This is a genomic window from Pseudomonas nabeulensis (assembly GCF_004682045.1).
Lineage (GTDB): Bacteria > Pseudomonadota > Gammaproteobacteria > Pseudomonadales > Pseudomonadaceae > Aquipseudomonas > Aquipseudomonas nabeulensis.
In genome coordinates this window covers 77549-96207 of the sequence record NZ_QUZT01000007.1, presented here as the reverse complement: position 1 = coordinate 96207, position 18659 = coordinate 77549, and the positions used below count along the sequence as shown (strand labels likewise).

The 18659-nt window shown below is 60.8% G+C and carries 12 protein-coding genes and 1 tRNA gene; 10 read left to right on the top strand and 3 right to left on the bottom strand.

What is annotated here, in order from left to right:
- Positions 1 to 10: 10 nt before the first annotated feature.
- Positions 11 to 790 carry a PhzF family phenazine biosynthesis protein gene (locus DYL61_RS06160; protein WP_135307625.1) on the bottom strand — a complete coding sequence of 260 codons (780 nt, stop codon included), beginning with the start codon at positions 788 to 790 and terminating at the stop codon, positions 11 to 13.
- A gap of 235 nt (positions 791 to 1025) precedes the next feature.
- Here DYL61_RS06160 and DYL61_RS06155 point away from each other — a divergent pair, with 235 nt between their 5' ends.
- From DYL61_RS06155 to DYL61_RS06120, 8 genes are all read left to right on the top strand, one after another.
- On the top strand, positions 1026 to 1538 hold the full coding sequence (locus tag DYL61_RS06155; protein WP_135307624.1) for a sigma-70 family RNA polymerase sigma factor: 513 nt from the start codon (positions 1026 to 1028) through the stop codon (positions 1536 to 1538).
- The gene (locus DYL61_RS06150; protein WP_135307623.1) at positions 1535 to 2488 is read left to right on the top strand and encodes a FecR domain-containing protein; all 954 of its coding nucleotides are present in this window, start codon (positions 1535 to 1537) and stop codon (positions 2486 to 2488) included. Before DYL61_RS06155 ends, DYL61_RS06150 begins: the two co-directional genes overlap by 4 nt.
- Positions 2489 to 2680: 192 nt before the next feature.
- Positions 2681 to 5605 (top strand): TonB-dependent receptor, encoded by a 2925-nt coding sequence (locus tag DYL61_RS06145; RefSeq protein ID WP_135307622.1) that lies wholly within the window; start codon positions 2681 to 2683, stop codon positions 5603 to 5605.
- Between the two features lie 119 nt (positions 5606 to 5724).
- Entirely contained in the window at positions 5725 to 8610 is a 2886-nt protein-coding gene (locus DYL61_RS06140; protein ID WP_238704539.1) for a TonB-dependent receptor, read from the top strand.
- Between the two features lie 57 nt (positions 8611 to 8667).
- A complete protein-coding gene (locus tag DYL61_RS06135) occupies positions 8668 to 10524 on the top strand; it encodes an extracellular solute-binding protein (protein WP_135307620.1) in 1857 nt (618 codons plus the stop codon).
- Positions 10511 to 11575, top strand: coding sequence for a microcin C ABC transporter permease YejB (locus DYL61_RS06130; RefSeq protein WP_135307619.1), 1065 nt, complete (start codon positions 10511 to 10513; stop codon positions 11573 to 11575). The genes DYL61_RS06135 and DYL61_RS06130 overlap by 14 nt, the downstream gene beginning before the upstream one ends.
- Positions 11575 to 12597 (top strand): ABC transporter permease, encoded by a 1023-nt coding sequence (locus tag DYL61_RS06125; RefSeq protein WP_167497941.1) that lies wholly within the window; start codon positions 11575 to 11577, stop codon positions 12595 to 12597. Before DYL61_RS06130 ends, DYL61_RS06125 begins: the two co-directional genes overlap by 1 nt.
- Before the next feature lie 15 nt (positions 12598 to 12612).
- Positions 12613 to 14190 carry an ABC transporter ATP-binding protein gene (locus DYL61_RS06120; protein WP_135307617.1) on the top strand — a complete coding sequence of 526 codons (1578 nt, stop codon included), beginning with the start codon at positions 12613 to 12615 and terminating at the stop codon, positions 14188 to 14190.
- Between the two features lie 204 nt (positions 14191 to 14394).
- On the opposite strand, the gene DYL61_RS06115 is transcribed toward DYL61_RS06120, so the two are convergent.
- Both DYL61_RS06115 and DYL61_RS06110 read right to left on the bottom strand, forming a co-directional pair.
- Positions 14395 to 14471 (bottom strand) — tRNA-Met (locus DYL61_RS06115).
- 215 nt (positions 14472 to 14686) lie between these two features.
- Positions 14687 to 15238 (bottom strand): RNA polymerase sigma factor, encoded by a 552-nt coding sequence (locus tag DYL61_RS06110; RefSeq protein WP_135307616.1) that lies wholly within the window; start codon positions 15236 to 15238, stop codon positions 14687 to 14689.
- A gap of 261 nt (positions 15239 to 15499) precedes the next feature.
- On the opposite strand from DYL61_RS06110, the gene sctW reads away from it, so the two are divergent.
- Positions 15500 to 16564 (top strand): type III secretion system gatekeeper subunit SctW, encoded by a 1065-nt coding sequence (gene sctW / locus DYL61_RS06105; protein WP_135307615.1) that lies wholly within the window; start codon positions 15500 to 15502, stop codon positions 16562 to 16564.
- Positions 16561 to 18654: a type III secretion system export apparatus subunit SctV gene (gene sctV, locus DYL61_RS06100; protein ID WP_135307614.1), complete on the top strand. Its 2094-nt coding sequence runs from the start codon at positions 16561 to 16563 to the stop codon at positions 18652 to 18654. The genes sctW and sctV overlap by 4 nt, the downstream gene beginning before the upstream one ends.
- Positions 18655 to 18659: the final 5 nt, after the last annotated feature.

Below are 18659 nucleotides of genomic sequence, written 5' to 3'. Positions count from 1 at the left end.
GCCGTTCTTTTTACAGGTAAATCGTGCCTTGCAGATAGAGCACGGCATGCCCGGAGATGATCACGCGGTCGCCCTTGAGCTCGCAACGCAGTTGGCCACGGCGCTGGCCGCCTTGCTCGGCGGTCAACAGCGACTTGCCCAGGCGCGCAGCCCAGAACGGTGCCAGCGACGTATGGGCCGAGCCGGTGACCGGGTCTTCATTGACGCCCACGTTCGGGCCGAACCAGCGGGAAACAAAGTCGAACCGCGTGCTGTTGGCGGTCACGGCGATGCCGCGTTTGGGCAGGCCCTTGAGCCGGGCGAAGTCGGGTTTCAATGCGGCGATTTGAGCCTCGTCGTCCAGCAGCACGATGTAGTCGTCGGTGCCATAGACGTCGGCGGTTTCGATGCCCAATGCGCTCAACATGCCTGCGGGTGGCTCACACCGTTCGGGTTGTTTAGCCGGGAAATCCATCGCCAGTTCATCGCCGTTGCGCGTGACCCGAAGCTCCCCGCTGCGGGTGGCGAAACGCAATACCTGCGGTGCATCCGCCAGTTTGTGGATCAATACCCACGCCGCTGCCAGCGTGGCGTGGCCGCACAGGTCGACTTCGACTTCCGGGGTAAACCAGCGCAGTTCGTAGAAGCCTTCACGAGGCACGAAATAGGCGGTTTCGGAGAGATTGTTTTCGGCGGCGATGCGTTGCAGTTGTTCGTCGGGCAACCACTCGGTGAGCGGGCAGACCGCGGCCGGGTTACCACCGAAAACCTGTTGGCTGAAAGCGTCGACTTGGTAGATGTCCAATTGCACCGTGGGGCACTCCGTGTGTGGGGGAGGCTAGACACTAACAGTGGGGCGCACGAGCGTCGCGATACAGATGGGGAGTTTTTTTGCGCGCAGGTCATATGCCAATTGTGAAGGTCTTTGCAATTTTTTATTCTTTCCTCATCTACGCGCCCTTCATGCAGAGTCCGTCTTTATGCGATGGTTTTTCAACATTTCTTAATGGCAAGGCTGAATGGCCGCTTTGCGCACGGAGCACGCAATGAGTGTGAATCAGAACCTGCACCTTGGTCTGATTGGGCAGATGTTCAAGAGCGATTACCGTTGGTTATGCGCGCGCGTCACCCGCGCGATGGACTGTCCCCATGGCGCCCAGGACATCGCGTCGGAAACGTTTTTGCGCGTATTGGCGTTGCCGGACCCCTCGGCGATTCGTGAGCCACGGGCGTTGTTGACCACGATTGCGCGGCGGTTGATGTATGAGGGGTGGCGTCGGCAGGACCTGGAACGGGCTTACCTGGAGACGCTGGTCCTGGCGCCTCAGCAGGTGCATCCATCGCCGGAGGAGCGTTTGTTGTTGATCGAGACGCTGCTGGAGGTGGACCGCCTGCTCAATGGTTTGTCGGCTAAGGCCAAGGCGGCGTTCCTGTATCACCAACTGGACGGCTTGACCTATGCACAGATCGGCGAGCGCTTGCAGGTGTCGGTGAGTCGGGTTCAGCAGTACATGGCCGATGCATTCAAGCGCTGCTACCTGGCGATGGAGCAGCCATGAACAGCGGTGCACCAGATGACGTGATGATCGACGAGGCCGCGCAGTGGATGGCGTTGTTGCAGTCGGGGCATGCCAGTGCGCAGGAGCAGGTAGCGTTCCGGCGCTGGCGCGAGTCAGACCCCCGACGCGAGGAAATTTTCAATCGCATGGGCGCGGGCTTTGCTGTGTTAGGCAATGACGACTTGCGACGCATGCCCAGAGACAGCTTACTGCACACCTTGAATGCGCCATCGGGGCGGCGAAATTTTTTGCGCACAACCTTGGCAGTGGCGGGCTTTTTCTCGCTGGCGGGGTTGGTCGCGCGGTTGTCGGATAGTTGGGCGCCGGTAGGAACGCTGAGTACCGGGACCGGTGAGCGTATGAACCTCACACTGGACGACGGCAGTACCTTGGCGCTGGCCCCGCGCAGCAAGGTGGTGCCGTTGTTTGATGGTCAGCGGCGGCTGCTGAAATTGCTCGATGGGCAATTGCTGGTGGACGTGGCCAAGGACAATGCCCGGCCGTTCATTGTGGAGACCGCTGACGGATTCATGCGTGCCATGGGCACGCGTTTTCTGGTGCAGCAGCAGTCGGACAAGACCCAGATCACTCTGCTGCATTCCCAGGTGGAAATCACCACACGCAATGGCGCCAGGCAAGTCATCCAGGCAGGCGAACAGGCCACGTTCAATGCGCAGGGCATTGTGTCGCTGCACGCGGCGACGGGTGATGAGGCGGCCTGGAGCCAAGGGCTGCTGGAAGTGCGCAACCGTTCCCTGGGGGAGGTGGTGCAGACGCTGCGTGACTATCGGCACGGCATTATCCGCGTCAGCCCGGCGGCGGCAAGCCTGCGCTTGAGCGGGATTTTCCCGTTGGACGACACCAATAGCGCCCTGCAATTGCTGGCCAAATCGTTGCCAGTGCAGATCGACTATCACAGCGCGTACTGGGTCAGTATCGAGTTGCGTTGAAAAATAAATGCACGCCGCCCTATAAAAGCGCCGTGGTTGTTGCACAACAGCATGCAAGCACGGTTTCGCCCAAGGGTATTGCTCGCCATTTCCCGTTATAAACTCATGCTTAAACGGCCTAGCGCGGGCCTATAAAAAACCTCTTCGGATTGTTCAACCCATCAACTCAACAACAATGATGGGAGCTCAATCATGTATACCCCCTACCGCCGCCGCTCGTTGCTGGCGGCGCTGTGCCTGGCCATTGGCGCGATGCTTTTTACCCATGGTGCGACTGCTTCGACGCCGTCACCAGCGCATGCAGGCCAAATCCAGACCTTCGAGTTCGACCTTGCCGCCGGGCCACTGGACCACATGCTGCTGAGCATTTCTCGGCAAAGCGGCTTGAGTATTTCGTTCCAGCAAGAGCTGGTGCAGGGGCTCGATAGTGCGGCCGTGCGCGGGCGTCTGAGCATTGAGCAAGCGCTGCAACAGGCGCTGCGTGGCTCGGGACTGGAGGCGCTGCAAAGCGAAGGCGGCTGGGTGTTGCAGCGTTTCCCGGTGGAGGCGGTGAAGCCTGTCGCCGCGGCGAAGGAGCCGGGCGATGTAGCGTTGCAGAAGGTGGTGGTTACCGGCTCGCGTATCGCGCGTGCCCAGGTCGAGGGCCCTTCACCGGTCACAGTGATCAGTTCTGAAGAGATCGCCAATCGCGGCTACAAAAATGTGTATGACGCGATCGCGTCGCAAACCCAAAACACCGGCATGACCCAGGGCGAAGACTACGGCAATACCTTCCAACCCGCCGCCAGCGCCCTCAACTTGCGCGGCCTGGGGCCCAATCACACGTTGGTGTTGATCAACGGCAGGCGTGTCGCTGATTACCCCACGGCCTACGATGGCAATGTCAATTTCACCAACTTGGCGAATATCCCGTCAGTGATGATTGATCGCATCGAAATCCTCAGCAGCGGCGCGTCAGCGGTGTATGGCTCGGACGCGATTGCCGGGGTGGTGAACATCATCCTCAAAGACAAAATCAGTGGTGTTGACGTCAACCTGCGTGGCGGCACCACCGAGCGCGGCGGGGGTGATAACCAGCGTCTGCAAATCAGCGGCGGCGACAGTTGGGGTGACTTTGACGGCGTGTTCGGCCTGGAGCTGACTAACCGTCAGCCGATCTGGGCGGACCAGCGGGGCTTTATGAATGATGGGCCGGCCAAGGACGTCGGCTACCGGCGCAACCTCGACAGCGGCGAATACCTGGGCCCCGGTTGTGGTGCCTATGGCGGTATCTACAACGGCAAACTGGGTGGCAGTGGCAACCGTTGCACCACCAATCAGTACTACAACGACTACTGGACCCTGCAGGCCCAGAAGGAAAACTACGATGGCTACACCCGTGGCACCTGGCACTTCAGCGATACCGGCAAGGTATTTGCCGACCTGATGTTTGGCTTCGATCACACCCAGAACAATACGCGAGGCCCGAGCTTTACCTCGCCGGACTTCATCAACCAGAACACCGGAAACCTGGAGCGTTGGTCGCGCAATTTCGCCAGCGAAGAAATCGGCGGCAAGACCAGCAATAACAGCAAATGGCGAGAGGTTTCCTGGACCGGCAGCCTGGGCCTGGAAGATAAGATCGGCGACAGCGGCTGGGGATATCAACTGGCGGCCAATCGCTCGGAATACATCAGCACGCGTTCGACCCGATACACCCCCCTCAGCAGTATTCGCGACTACTTCCTGGGGCCCCAACTCGGCACCCAGGACGGTCACCCGGTGTACGCGCCGGATCCATCGCGGCTGGACCGGCCACTCACTGAGGACGAGTGGCGCCAGTTTCGCGGCAACCTGGTGCAAAAAAGCAAGTCGGTGTCCCAGACCTTCGGCGCCAGTATCAACGGTGACCTGTTCGAGCTGCCGGCGGGTCCAGTGTCATTTGCCGGCGTGGCCGAAGTGGGGCGCCAGTCCTACAGCGTCAACGTCGATGATCATCTCAATGACGGCAGCTTTTACAACACCACGCCGGCTTCCAACTCCGGCGGTTCTCGCGACCGTTACGCGGCGGGTGGCGAGTTCAGCATTCCGTTGACCGACACACTGCTGGCGTCTGCCGCCGGGCGTTGGGACCAATACAAGTTCAGCGGCCGCACCGAGCAGCAGAAAACCTATAACCTAGGCCTGGAATGGCGCCCGGTCACCAGCCTCTTGCTGCGAGGCAGCTATGGCACCAGTTTCCGCGCGCCAGACCTCAATTACCTATACCAGGCCGACACCAACGGCTATACGCCGGACCAGATCGACTACTACGGTTGCAGCAAAAACGTGGAGGGCGCCTGTGATCGCGGGCGGGTTGACTACACCCAGAGTGGCAACGCCAACCTTGCTTCCGAGCGCGGTAAGTCGTGGACTTATGGTTTTGTCTGGTCGCCTTCGCGCCAATTCGATTTCTCGGCGGACTTCTGGCGGGTCGAAATCAAAGACCTGCTGACCACGGTCGATATCAACCGTTTGCTGCAACAGGAAAATCAATGCCGCAACGGTCAACTGGATGCGGCGACCTGCGAGGACGTGCTGGCGCGCATTCAGCGTAACGCCAGTACCGCAGCGGTCGACCCGAACGCGCTGCAACGTGTGCAGATCAACGCGATCAACGCCGCCAGCGAACGGGTCAGTGGCCTGGACTTGAAAAGCAATATCCGCTGGGGCGCTGGCCAGTACGGCGCGTTCAGTTCAGCCATTGGCTACAGCCTTGTGTTGTCCCATTACCTCAAGGAGTCGGATGACTCGCAAACCCAAGACCTGCGCACCAGCACCGACAATCACGATTGGCGCAGCAAGGTCAACGCCAGCCTGACCTGGGATTACCAGCGCCTGACCACGACCCTCACCGGCATTCGCTACGGCAGCGTGACCAACGGCGCCGGTGATGGGCGCTTGTCGCCCTGGACGACCTTCAACGCGAGTGCGCGTTATCGCGTCAATGACCAAGCCAGTATCGGATTGACCGTCAACAACCTGCTCAATCAGGTCAAGCACGACGACTCTGCCGGATGGCCGTATTACCCCACGGGCAACTACGACCCCTACGGTCGCCAGTTCTGGTTGGACGTGAGCTACCACTTCGGCAACTGACGGTTGAGCAACGCATAAGGACATGCGTTATCGATCTAACGGCCGCTCTATAAAAATGCCGACATCGACGCACAACCCTGCACACCCACACAAAAGAGCAGGGAGCCCGCGACGCCATGATGAATGCACGACCCCCCCGATTTTTACTTTCGCTCGCCGCCGCGATTGCCGCGGGTACGGTAGCCGCCAGCCCGCTGGATATTCCCGCCGGGTCGCTGGACCAGACGCTGTTGAGTATTTCTCAGCAAAGCGGCAAGCGCATTTCGTTCGATCAATCGCTGGTGGACGGTTTGAATGCGCCTGCGATCAAAGGTGAACTGAGCGCGGGCGAGGCATTGCAGATTGCGTTGCAAGGCACCGACCTGCGCGACAGCGAAGGCGCCAACGGCATTGTGGTGAGCGCCGTGCCCTCCCAAGCCAGCACGCAGGACAGTGTTGCGCCTGCTGCGGCAATTCCGCAGTTGCAAAGGATTGAAGTCACCGGCAGTGCGATCCGCCGCGTGGATGCCGAGACGGCAGTGCCGGTAACGATCCTGCGTACCGAAGAGCTGAAAAAGCAGGGCGTCACTAGCACCGAACAATTGATTAACCGCATTTCCGCCAACCAGTCCTCGGTCGGCTCGGGCCGCTCGGTGGGCTCCAGCAGTGGCGGGGCGTCGTTTGCGGACCTGCGCGGTATCGGCCCGAACAAAACCCTGGTGCTGCTCAATGGGCGGCGCTTGAGCAACAACGCCACCACCGCCATCAACGGCTCTGGGGTTGATCTCAATACCATCCCGTTTGCCGCCATCGATCGCGTGGAAGTGCTGCGTGACGGTGCCTCAGCGTTGTACGGCACCGATGCCATCGGTGGGGTGATCAACTTCATCACCAAAAAGAGTGTGACCGAGGGCCAGCTCACCGCAGGCGGCAGCTCCCCCACCCATGCGGGCGGCGGTGATACCAGCAACTTCAGCGGCAGCTGGGGTTTTGGTGATTTGGAAGCCGATCGTTTCAACGTGTTCGGCGTGGTCAGCCATGACAAGCAGCAAAGCCTCAAGGCCCGCGACCGCGACTACACCTACAACTATCAGCCGGGCAAGGGCCTGGATTATTCCTCCGGGATCGCCTCGCCGGCCAACTACAGCCAGGGCTCGAACGCCAGCAACCCGTTGGCGGCGTCCGGTTGCAATGCGCCAGGTCTTATCTCACGCAGCGGTATTTGCCGGCAGTCATTGTGGAGCTATCTGGACCTGGTGCCGGAGACCGAAAAGACCTCGTTTTTCGGCAAGGCTACCGGCCAGTTGGCTGACGACCACAGCGTCAGCCTCGAATACTTCTGGGCACGCAACCAGAACCGTACCCAGATCGGCCCCGGCCTGCTGCAAGGGCTGCAAGTGCAACCCGGTACGCCTTACTACCCTGGCAACGGCATTACCCCAGGTCCCACCACCTTTGCTCTCGACCCCACTCAACCGGTGGACGCGAACTGGCGTGAAAGCGAAGTGGGCCCGCGTCGCCATGAAGACGATAACGTCGGCCAGCGCCTCTTGCTGACCTTCGAGGGCACGCTGCTTGGCTGGGACTACAACGTCGGTGCCGCTTACAACCAGAACAAGGTCACCAACACGATCAAAAGCGGTTATGTGGATGACCGTGCCGTCACCGATGGCATCAACAACGGCATCATCAACCCCTTCGGGCCACAGTCGGCGGCGGGTGCCGCGTTGCTGGCGGCGAATGCGGTGGACGGCGACTACGCCACCGGTGTTGGCCGAGTCAAAAGCATCGATGGCCGCATCAGTCGCGACATGGGTGATTGGTTCGGTGCGGGCCCATCGGCCCTGGCCCTGGGCGGTGAGTACCGCAAGGAGGATTTCCACCAAAACTTCGAAGACTTCGCCGCCAATGTGCAAAGCCTTGGCATCGACCCCGCCGCCAGCGTGGCCGGCGACCGTTCGGTGTCGGCGCAATACGCGGAGGTCAACGTGCCGGTACTCGATAGCCTGGAGCTGTCCGCAGCGGTGCGGCACGACAAGTACAGCGACTTTGGCAGCACCACCAACCCGAAATACTCGTTCCGCTTTCAGCCGTTCCGCGAGCTGGTGATGCGCGGCGCCTACAGCGAAGGCTTCCGCGCGCCTTCCCTTTATGAGCTTTACAACCCCACCGCCACCACCTTCACCGTGGCCAACTACAACGACCCGCGCCTGTGTGCCGGCGGCACGCCGAGCAACGGCGGCCTGGCCAACCGCGATTGCGCGCAACAGTTCTTCAGTCGCAATGGCGGTAACCCGGACCTCAATCCCGAGACCGCACGCAACGTGACGCTGGGCTTTGTCTACCAGCCCATCAACAACCTGTCTCTGGGCCTGGATTTCTGGTGGATCAGGATCGCCAATCAGATCGCCGAATTCCCGGAATCCGCGGTGTTTGAACAGCCGGACCTGTACCCCGACCGCATAGTACGCAAGGCGGACGGCTCCATCGATCACATCGTCACCGGGCTGGCCAACCTGGGTAAGGTCAAGACCAACGGTGTCGACGTGACCTTTGACTACCGCTTTCCCGAAACCAAGCTGGGCCAGTTCGGCACCAACCTGCAAGGCACCTATGTCGACCGCTATGTGTACCAGCAGCAGATCAAGGGCGCCTACATCGACAAGGCCGGTGATTATCGCGGTGGCGACTTTGCATCGGCCGGCGCCGTGGCTCGCTGGCGCCACAGCTGGAACGGCACCTGGAACAAAGGCCCGCTCGGCGCAACCCTGACTAACCGCTACACCAGTGGCTACAACGACTACAACCGTGCGTTCCACGACAAGGTCGGCGCCTGGAGCGTATGGGACCTGGCTGGCACTTACACTTGGCGGGACACCGCGCAGATCACCGTCGGCGTGCAGAACCTGTTCGACAAGGAACCGCCGTTCAGCAACCAGACCTCGACCTTCCAGAGCGGCTACGACCCGCGTTACTCAGACCCCTTCGGCCGCACGTTATACAGCCGGGTTTCCTACAACTTTTGATCAGGTCATGGCCGATACTCGCGTGGGTGTCGGCCATCCTTGCGTGGAGCTGCGTCTGTGATTCTGTTTCGTTCAGTGGTTTGGGCGTTGTTATGGGGCCTGTGGGCACCGTCGCTGCTGGCCAAGCCGGTGCATGCCTTGACGGTGTATGGCGAGGCGCCCAAGTACCCGGCGGGTTTCGGTCACCTGGATTACGTCAACCCACAGGCCCCCAAGGGCGGCACGTTCCGACGTTCGTCAATGGAGGATGGCGCGTTTGATCACCTGGTTCCCTATGTCGACAAAGGCACCGGTGTCGCGCAGATTCAAGGCTGGCTTTACAGCCCATTGGCCTATCGCTCGCAGGATGAGCCCTACACCGTGTATGGGCTGGTCGCACAGAGCATGGAACTGGCAGATGACCATTCGTGGATTCGCTTTTACCTCAACCCCAAGGCGCGTTTCGCTGATGGCACACCGGTGACGGCAGAGGATGTGATCTACACCTTCAACCTGCTGCGCCGCGAAGGCAGCCTGGTGTACCGCCAGCGTTTCGCCGATGTCGATCAAGTGCTGCGGGAGTCGCCCAACCAGGTGCGATTCACCTTCAAAACCACGGCCGACCGCACCTTGCCGTTGGACATCGCGTCATTGCCGGTACTGCCGCAGCATTGGTGGCAGTCGCGCAATTTCGCCAACGGTGGTGGCTTCGAAGCGCCGCTGGGCAACGGCCCCTATCGCATCAGTGCGGTGGACAACGGCCGCAGCGTGACTTTCGAACGGGTCAAGGATTGGTGGGGCAACGACCTGCCGATCAATCGAGGGCAGTACAACTTCGACACTTTGCGCCTGGAGTTTTTTGGCGACACCGACGTGGCGCGCCAGATCCTGCGTGCCCAGGGCTATGACTTCAATCGCGAGTTTTCGGCCACCAGTTACACCGTCGGTTACGACGGTGATGCCCTGCGCGACGGCCGCCTCCAGCGTGAACACCTGGCGCCTAAAGCGGTGCAGGGCACTCAGGGGTTTGTGTTCAACCTGCAAAAGCCGCAGTTCCAGGACCGCCGTGTGCGAGAGGCGTTGAGCCTGCTGTGGGATTTCGACTGGAGTAATCGGCAAATGATGCACGGCATGTACCTGCGCCAGCGCAGCTTCTTTTCCCGCAGCGAACTGGCCGCCAGCCAACTGCCGGATAGCGAGGAACGCAAGCTGCTCGAACCCTGGCGCGGAAAAATCCCCGATGAGGTGTTTGACCGCGTTTACGAGCCGCCGCACACCGACGCAAGCGGGCGCATACGCCCGCAACAGGCGCAGGCGTTAAAGCTGCTGGAGGCGGCGGGTTGGACGCCCAGGGGGGACCAGTTGGTGAATGCCCAGGGTGAGCCGTTGCAGTTCACCTTTCTTAGTAGCCAGAAAGGTTTCGAGCGCTTGTTGTTGCCCTATAAACGCAACCTTGCGCAGATCGGCATCGGCTTCCATATCCGCCTGATCGATGCAGCGCAATACGCCAACCGCGTGCGTGCGCGGGACTACGACATGATCGTCAATGGCTATCCGGTCAGCCTTTCGCCGGGCCGTGAGCTGACCAATTATTTCGGCTCGGAAAGTGCCGATGATCCGGGCTCCAACAACTTCATGGCGCTGCGCAACCCGGCGGTGGATGCCTTGATCGATGGCCTGGTGCGCGCCAACGACCGGCCCACCATGGTGCGTTATGCACATGCGTTGGATCGCGTGCTGCAGTGGGGCTTCTACTGGATTCCCAACTACTACCCGCCGGGTACGTCGTCGGTGTGGTGGAACCGCTTCGGCCGCCCGCAGACCGCGCCGCTTAACGATGTGGGCATTGATACCTGGTGGGAAATCAGCCCAAGCCCGCTGACCACCGCGCAAATGCGCCAACACACCGGGGGGCGCCAACATGCTGGCCTATAGTGCGCGTCGATTGCTGCTGATTGTGCCCACCTTGTTGTGCATCTTGCTGGTGAATTTTTTTATCGTGCAGGCCGCGCCCGGCGGGCCGGTGGAGCAAGCCATCGCGCGCTTGCAGGGCATTGGCGGCCAGGCTTCGTTGGCCGGTGGCCATGTGGAAAGCGTCGGTGGGGAGTCGCGCTCGGTGCGGGGCCTGGACCCGGCGCTGGTCGCTGATATCGAGCGCCAATATGGCTTTGATAAGCCCTTGGGCGCACGCCTGTGGTTGATGCTCAGCAGCTACGCGCGGCTGGATTTTGGCGACAGCTTTTTTCGCGGCGCCAAGGTCATCGACCTAATCCTGCAAAAGCTGCCGGTGACCTTGTCCCTGGGCATCTGGGCCACGCTGATCAGTTACCTGGTGTCGATCCCGCTGGGTATTCGCAAGGCGGTGCGCCATGGCAGCCGCTTCGATGTGTGGAGCAGTACGGCAATTATCATCGGCCATGCCATGCCGGCGTTTCTGTTCGCCTTGCTGCTGATCGTGGTGTTTGGTGGCGGCAGCCTGTTGGACTGGTTTCCAGTGCGCGGGCTGGTCTCGGAAAACTTCGCCTCGCTGTCGTGGGCAGGCAAGCTGGTGGATTACTTCTGGCACCTGGTGCTGCCGGTGCTGGCGCTGGTGATCGGTGGGTTTGCCACCCTGACGATTCTCACCAAGAACAGCTTCCTGGATGAGATCAGCCGCCAGTATGTGGTGACCGCGCGTGCCAAGGGTTTCAGCGAAAAGCAGGTGCTGTACAAGCACGTGCTCCGCAACGCGATGTTATTGATCGTGGTCGGCCTGCCCCAGGCGCTGACGACCATGCTGTTCGGCGGCTCGCTGCTGATCGAGGTGATTTTTTCCCTCGATGGGCTGGGGCGCTTGAGCTATGAAGCAGCGGTGGCGCGGGACTATCCGGTGGTGTTTGGCACGCTGTTTATCTTCACGTTGGTGGGGCTGGTGATCAAGCTGTTGGGCGACCTGTGCTATCGGCTGCTGGACCCGCGCCTGGATTTTGCCGGGAGGTCCCAATGATGCCGGTTTTTTCTCCGATCACCCGGCGGCGCTGGCTGCATTTCAAGCGCAACCGTCGGGGCTGGTGGTCGCTGTGGATCTTTGCCGCGCTGTTTGCGCTGTGCCTGGGCGGCGAGCTGGCGGCCAACGACAAACCGCTGGTGGTGTCGTATCAGGGCGAGCTGTATTTCCCGGCCTTCAAGCGCTACACCGAACAGGACTTTGGCGGCACGCTGCCATTTCAACCGGATTACCGCGACCCCTACGTACGTGAACTGATTGAAGGGCAGGGTGGCTGGCTGCTGTTCCCGCCGATACCGTTCAGCTATGACACGGTCAACTACGACCTCAACGCACCGTCGCCCACACCACCCTCCGCGCAGGACTGGCTGGGCACCGACGATCAGGCACGGGATGTGTTGGCGCGAGTGATTTTCGGCACTCGGGTGTCGTTGTTGTTTGCCCTGGCGTTGACCGTGGTGAGCACGCTGATCGGTGTTGCTGCCGGTGCCCTGCAAGGCTACTACGCGGGCTGGATCGACCTGTTGGGCCAACGCCTGATCGAGATTTGGTCCGGGCTGCCGGTGCTGTACCTGCTGATCATCCTGTCGGGTTTTGTAGAGCCCAGTTTCTGGTGGCTGCTGGGGATCATGGCGCTGTTTGCCTGGCTGGCCCTGGTGGATGTGGTGCGCGCCGAGTTCCTGCGTGGGCGCAACCTGGAGTACGTGAAGGCCGCGCGGGCGTTGGGTGTGGGCGACTTTCAGGTGATGCTGCGGCATATCCTGCCGAATGCGATGACGGCCACCTTGAGTTACTTGCCGTTCATTTTGACCGGTGCGATTTCCACGCTGAGCGCCCTGGATTTCCTCGGTTTTGGCATGCCCACGGGCACCGCCTCCCTGGGCGAGTTGATCGGCCAGGGCAAAAACAACCTGCAAGCCCCGTGGCTGGCGCTGACCGCGTTTTTTGCGTTGGCGCTGATTCTGTCCCTGTTGGTATTTATCGGCGAAGCCTGTCGCGATGCCTTCGACCCTCGATCCTGATAAGCGAGCGTGTTTGTGAGCGATGCACTGATTCAAATCCGTAACTTGCAGGTGGCCTTCGAAGGGCACAAAGCCGTGCGGGGCATTGACCTGGATATTCACGCGGGCGAGTGCCTGGCGCTGGTGGGCGAGTCCGGCTCGGGTAAGTCGGTGACGGCCCATTCGATCCTGCAATTGTTGCCGCCGCACATCACCCAAACCCGTGGCAGCATTCGCTATCAGGGCGAGGAACTGCTCGGAGCGCGGCCGGAACGCCTACGGCAGATTCGCGGTGATCGTATCGCGATGATCTTCCAGGAGCCGATGACCTCGCTCAACCCGCTGTACACCGTGGAGCGGCAAGTGGCCGAAACCCTGGCGCTGCACAAAGGGATGGGCGGCGGTGGCGCGCGCGAACGGGTAGTGGAATTGCTGGAACTGGTGGGCATCCACGAACCGCGTCAGCGTCTCAATGCCTACCCGCATCAATTGTCTGGCGGGCAGCGTCAGCGGGTGATGATTGCCATGGCGCTGGCGTGCGAGCCGCTGTTGTTGATCGCCGATGAGCCCACCACGGCGCTGGACGTGACCGTGCAGCGGCGCATCCTGGCGTTGCTCAAAGACCTGCAGCAGCGCCTGGGCATGGCGTTGCTGCTGATCAGTCATGACCTCAATGTGGTGCGCAGCATCGCCCAGCGCGTGGCGGTGATGCGGGCGGGCAAGATCGTCGAACAGGCCGAGTGTGAAGCGCTGTTCGCTACGCCGCAGCATGCTTACAGCCGCCAACTGCTGGAGGCCGAGCCGCAGGGGCGTGCGGTCAGTCGTGCACCGGCGCCCAACCTGTTGGAAGTGGACGCGTTGCGGGTGTGGTTTGCCCAGGGCAGCCTGTTGCGGCGCAAACCGCCGATCAAAGCCGTAGACGGGATTGACCTGCGCCTGCAGCGCGGCAAGACGCTGGGCATTGTCGGCGAGTCCGGCTCGGGCAAGTCGACCCTGGGCCAGGCGATCCTGCGCTTGATCGATGCCCAAGGCAGCATCCGCTTCCAGGGGCAGGCCCTTGACCGGCTCAAGGGCAAGGCCTTGCGCCCGTGGCGTCGGCAACTGCAAGTGGTGTTCCAGGACCCGTTCGGCAGCCTCAGCCCGCGCATGAGCGTGCAGCAGATCATTGAGGAAGGCTTGCGCGTGCACACCAGCCTGGACGCGGCGCAACGGGAGGCCGAAGTGATTGCGGCCCTGAAGGATGTTGGACTCGACCCGGATACCCGGCACCGCTTCCCCCACGAATTCTCCGGCGGCCAGCGCCAACGCATCGCCATCGCACGGGCGTTGGTGATCAAGCCCGAACTGATCCTGCTCGACGAGCCCACCTCGGCCCTCGACCGTACCGTGCAAAAACAAGTGGTCAGCCTGCTGCGTCGCTTGCAGGAAGAGCACGGCTTGACCTACCTGTTCATCAGCCACGACCTCGCCGTGGTCCGCGCCCTGGCCCATGACCTGATCGTGGTCAAGGACGGCGTGGTTGTGGAAGCAGGGAGTACGGAGCAACTGTTCGGTGCGCCGCAGCACCCCTATACGCGGGACTTGTTGGTAGCGTCTTCATTGCGGCGGGAGTGAGTGGCGTACCAGAGGCGTTCTGGCCAGTTCCCCGCCCCAGCATCATTGCGGATCAGTGGCGCTAGGGGCAGGGCTGCTTCCGCGCGACAGGGAGAGAGGGTACAGGGCAATACAAACAGAGATGGCCAGACACAAGAAAGCCCGCACTAGGCGGGCTTCTTGAGGTGATTCATAGACTGCTGTAGACATCTATGGATCGGTACTTGGTGGCTACACAGGGACTTGAACCCCGGACCCCAGCATTATGAATGCTATGCTCTAACCAACTGAGCTATGTAGCCAAGTGGCGCGCATTATTCGCGTAGAACGGCAATGCGTCAAGCATTTATTTTGAATTTTTATCTACGCTTTCAATTGTTTAAGCGAAAACGGGCGGATGAGCGACGAGTGGCAAGCCCGCTCACCACAAAACAGAGTGCATCGGTACCGTTGTTCAGTCTCTAGAGGCAAGTTGGGCAGATATCCCTGCCGCCCAACAATGGCGGGTTCGCCGGGCCTACGGATGCGGCGGGTTGTGGGTGACGCGCTTGAGCTGTTCACGTGCCCGCGACAGACGCGAGCGCACGGTTCCAATGGGGATGTCCAACGCGTCGGCAGTGTCCTGGTAGCTGCCGTCGGTCTCGAGGGATGCGTACAACGTTTTGCGCATTTCCACCGGTAAATGCTTGATGGCGATCAGGGTTTTTTCCAGTCGGCGGTTGATCTCGAACTCCCAATCCAGATTGTTGCTTTCCTCTTGGCCGTGCCACAGGGCTTCATCGAACTCACAGTGCACCGGTTTGGCATACAAGCGCCGGAAGTGGTTGCGAATCAGGTTTTGGGCAATCCCGCACATCCAGGTACTGAGTGTGGCCTGGCCACTGAATCGCTCGCGGTTGCGCCAGGCTTCCAGGTAGGTCAGTTGCAGGATGTCATCGGCATCCTCGGGGTTGAGCACGCGTTTGTGGATAAAGCGTCGGAGCTTTTTTTGATGGTCGTCCGTCAGGTGGAGCATGAATTGGGGCGAGCCGCCAACAAAATGAGCCAAGGCACCAATAGGGATATCCATGATTTTTTCCTCAGGGTAGACGCGATCGAAATGGTGTCGACGCACAGCCCTTTAGCACTGGATGTGCCAAGCTAAAAAATCATTTAACTAGCTGATTTATATAAATAAATATCTTGAAATCGGTGTTTTTTGTGCAGCAACTTGCACAAGTGGGTCCGGGGCTGTGCCGGGTCTTTCAAAATGCCCTGCGATATCGATATTCATGGAACCGAACAAGGAGGGCCTGCCACACAAGCACACACTTCCTGTACCGGCCCGCCCATGAAAGTCGAATCCGTTTCCGATGTGCAAGCGCTCCACAGCCTGGGTCAACGTGCTGCAGCGAGCACACGCACGCCAGCTACGGCATCGGGTGTCGATGACTTGGTCAATCGGTTCAACCAGGAAGTGGTGGCTAACGGTACGGCGCTCAACCCCCGTTCGATGGGGGTTCGCGTGACGCCCCTTGAACAGCTGCCACAACTGTATGACCAATTAGGGCATCCGGCCCAAACGAGTCTGGCAGCCCTCTCTCGCCAGGTACGCCTGCAATTGTTGCAACAACCCAGCGTCGACAAGTTGCTGGAGCTGACCGGCAATGACCCTGCCCGTACGTATGTCGTACTCCGTCAGGTGACGGCTCAGGCAGAAGCCGAGGTGCGCAGGGCCGACGTGGCATTGGCGCGTGATGCCCTGGCCAGGCTCGAGGTGCGTTATGAGCGGGAAATCCGTGCAGGCCTGAACATTGCCATGGCGTTGCAGGCCGCCACTGACGACCCTCAAGAGCGCCAAGCGGTGCGCGCGCTCTACTACGCCAGTGTGGTGGTACGCCAATCCCTGGCGGCCATGATGCAGTCACTGCTGGGGGTGTATGGCGGCGAGCAATTTGCCGCGGGTCTTAATGTGATGCGCCGGGCCTTGGCTGACGATATCGCGGCACGTGCCGCATCGATTCCCTGCGCAAAACTGCGCACACTGTTGCTGGGGCTGCAAAGCTGCGGGCAGTTGGGCAGTGTGCTGAGCAACTGCGAAGGGTTGATCCAGCGCCTCAAGGTCGAACATGACGCAGTGGTATTGCTGCAGCGCTTGCTGGGATATGCCGGCGGTGGCATTGCATGTGCCGAGGTCCAGCGCCTGGCCTCGGAGCTGACGGGGGAGTCGTCCACCGGTCAGTTGGTGTCGTTGAACGGGCTTTATCCGTTGCTCAAGGGCCTGCCGCTGGCGTTGTGGCGCGACAACCGGGGGCGCCAGGACAGTTTGCACAACGTGCTGTTGGTGATGGAAGAACTCACTCGCCTGGAGAGACTCTCCCCGCGTACGGGTGATGCTTCGAGGGCCAACGGGTGACGGCGCTGGCGACCGTCAATCGGTTACTGCTCAAGGTGGCACAACGGGCCGAAGTGCTCGGCGCGGTGGTGGTCATGGCCATCGTGTTTATCTTTATCGTGCCGCTGCCGACCTGGCTGGTGGATATTCTGATTGCGCTCAATATCTGTATTTCCTGTCTGTTGATCGTGCTGGCGCTGTACCTGCCCGGGCCGTTGGCGTTCTCATCCTTTCCGTCGATCTTGCTGCTGACCACCATGTTCCGCCTGGCACTGTCGATCGCCACCACGCGCCTGATCCTGCTGGAACAGGACGCCGGTGATATCGTCGAGGCGTTCGGTAATTTCGTGGTGGGTGGCAACCTGGCTGTGGGCCTGGTGATCTTCATGATCCTCACCATCGTCAACTTCCTGGTGATCACCAAGGGCTCGGAACGGGTGGCCGAAGTGGCTGCGCGTTTTAGCCTGGACGCGATGCCTGGCAAGCAGATGTCCATCGACAGCGATTTGCGCGCGGGTCTGATCGATGGCGCACAGGCACGGGACAAACGTGAACAGTTATCTCGCGAGAGCCAGCTGTTCGGCGCCATGGACGGGGCGATGAAATTCGTCAAGGGCGATGCGATTGCTGGCCTGGTAATCGTGGTGATCAACCTGCTGGGCGGATTTTCCACCGGCATGTTCCAGCACGGCATGAGCGCCGGCGATTCCATGGCGTTGTATTCGGTATTGACCATCGGCGACGGCCTGATTGCACAGATCCCGGCACTGCTTATCTCCCTGACCGCCGGCATGATCATCACCCGCGTCGCACCGGATGGGCGACGGGGTGTGACCAATATGGGCACTGAAATCGCCCGGCAAATGACCAGCGAGCCCAAGAGCTGGATGATCGCTTCGGTGGGCATGTTGGCGTTTGCCGCGCTGCCTGGGATGCCCACGCTGGTGTTTATCCTGATTGCGCTGGCAACCGGCGGCCTGGGGTATTACCTCGCGCAGGAACGCAAACGACAAAGCCTGCCTGAGGGCGCCGACACCGATACCGTTGCAGCACAGGAAAACGGCGATGAAGACCTGCGCGCTTTCGACCCTTCTCGACCTTACCTGCTGCAGTTCCCCGTCCAGTTGCACGGCAGTCGCATCGCCACCGAATTGATGCAACGCATTCGCCAGACCCGCAATGGCCTGGTGGCCAACCTGGGCCTGACGCTTCCGGCGTTTGAAGTCGAGTTTTCGCCAACGCTTGAGGACGACGAGCTGCGTTTCTGCGTGCATGAAATACCGGTACTCAAGGCGACAGTCGGACCGTGGGTAGCCGTGGAACACGCCGCGTTGAAAACGACGGTGGAGGAGGGGACAAGAGGCCACGCATCACGGGAAGAGGATGCGTGGATATGGTTGGCGCCGGACCATCCTGTGCTCGATGACGAGCAGGTGGAGCGCTTCACCGCACAGGCCTTGATCCTTGAACGCATGAGTCGGGCAATGATGCTCAGTGGTCCGCAGTTTCTGGGCGTGCAAGAGAGCAAATCGATCCTCAGCTGGCTGGAGACCAGTCAGCCCGAGCTGGTGCAGGAGCTGCAACGCATCATGCCGCTGTCGCGTTTTTCGGCGGTGTTGCAGCGGCTTGCCAGTGAGGGCGTACCACTGCGTGCGGTGCGCTTGATTGTCGAGTCGCTGGTCGAGTATGGCCAGCACGAGCGTGAGCCGGAAGCGCTGGCCGACTATGCGCGGGTTGCCCTCAAGGCGCATATCTTCCACCAGCACTGCGAAGATGACGGCCTGCACGCCTGGTTGCTGTCGCCCCAGACCGAAAACATCCTGCGCGAGGCCCTGCGCCAGACCCAGACCGGGGTGTTCTTCGCCCTCGACAACGATAGCAGCGCGGTGCTTATCGGCCTGCTCAAGCAGGCCTTCCCCCTGCGTGCCAAAAGCAAGAGCGTGCTGCTGGTCGCGCAGGATCTGCGCAGCCCCTTGCGAACCCTGTTGCTGGAAGAGTTCAACCATGTGCCCGTGCTGTCGTTTGCGGAACTGAGCAGTGCCTCCAAGGTAAAGGTGCTGGGGCGTTTTGATTTGGACGGTGACGGTCAATTGCATGAGGCCGTGGCATGAGTACG